Source organism: Streptomyces sp. BE303 (assembly GCF_036290945.1).
GTDB lineage: Bacteria > Actinomycetota > Actinomycetes > Streptomycetales > Streptomycetaceae > Kitasatospora.
The window spans coordinates 1-531 of record NZ_JAQYWZ010000111.1 but is presented as its reverse complement, the minus strand read 5'-3'; the positions used below and the strand labels follow the sequence as shown (position 1 = coordinate 531).

At 71.2% G+C, this 531-nt stretch carries 1 protein-coding gene; it reads left to right on the top strand.

Annotation, left to right across the window (positions count from 1 at the left end; translation table 11 throughout):
* On the top strand, nucleotides 1–531 hold a 531-nt coding region (locus PUR56_RS00415; RefSeq protein ID WP_329947362.1), incomplete at both ends, for an AMP-binding protein.

The following is a 531-nucleotide window of genomic DNA, read 5'->3' as shown; positions in this document are numbered from 1 at the left end:
GCGGTTGTTCGTGGCGCGGGGTGCCGGTCCGGAGCAGGTGGTGGCGCTGGGGCTGCCGCGTTCGCTGGAGATGGTGGCGTCGCTGTTCGCGGTGCTGCGCAGCGGTGCGGCGTACCTGCCGCTGGAGCTGGACTACCCGGTGGACCGGCTGGCCTTCATGGTCGAGGACACCGCCCCGGTCTGCCTGGTGACCAGCTCCGCCGCCGTGGACCGGATGCCCGAGGCTCCCGGCGTCGAGCGCCTGCTGCTGGACTCCCCGGAGACCGAGGCCGAGCTCGCCGCCCTTCCGGCGACCCCGCTCGGCCTCACCGTCGACCCGGACGCGGCCGCGTACGTGATCTTCACTTCGGGTTCCACCGGGCGTCCGAAGGGTGTCGTGACGCCGTACCAGGGTCTGACCAACATGCAGTTGAACCACCGGCAGGAGATCTTCGACCCGGTGGTGGCCTCGGCCGGCGGCCGGCGCCTGCGGATCGCCCACACGGTGTCGTTCTCCTTCGACATGTCGTGGGAGGAACTGCTCTGGCTGGT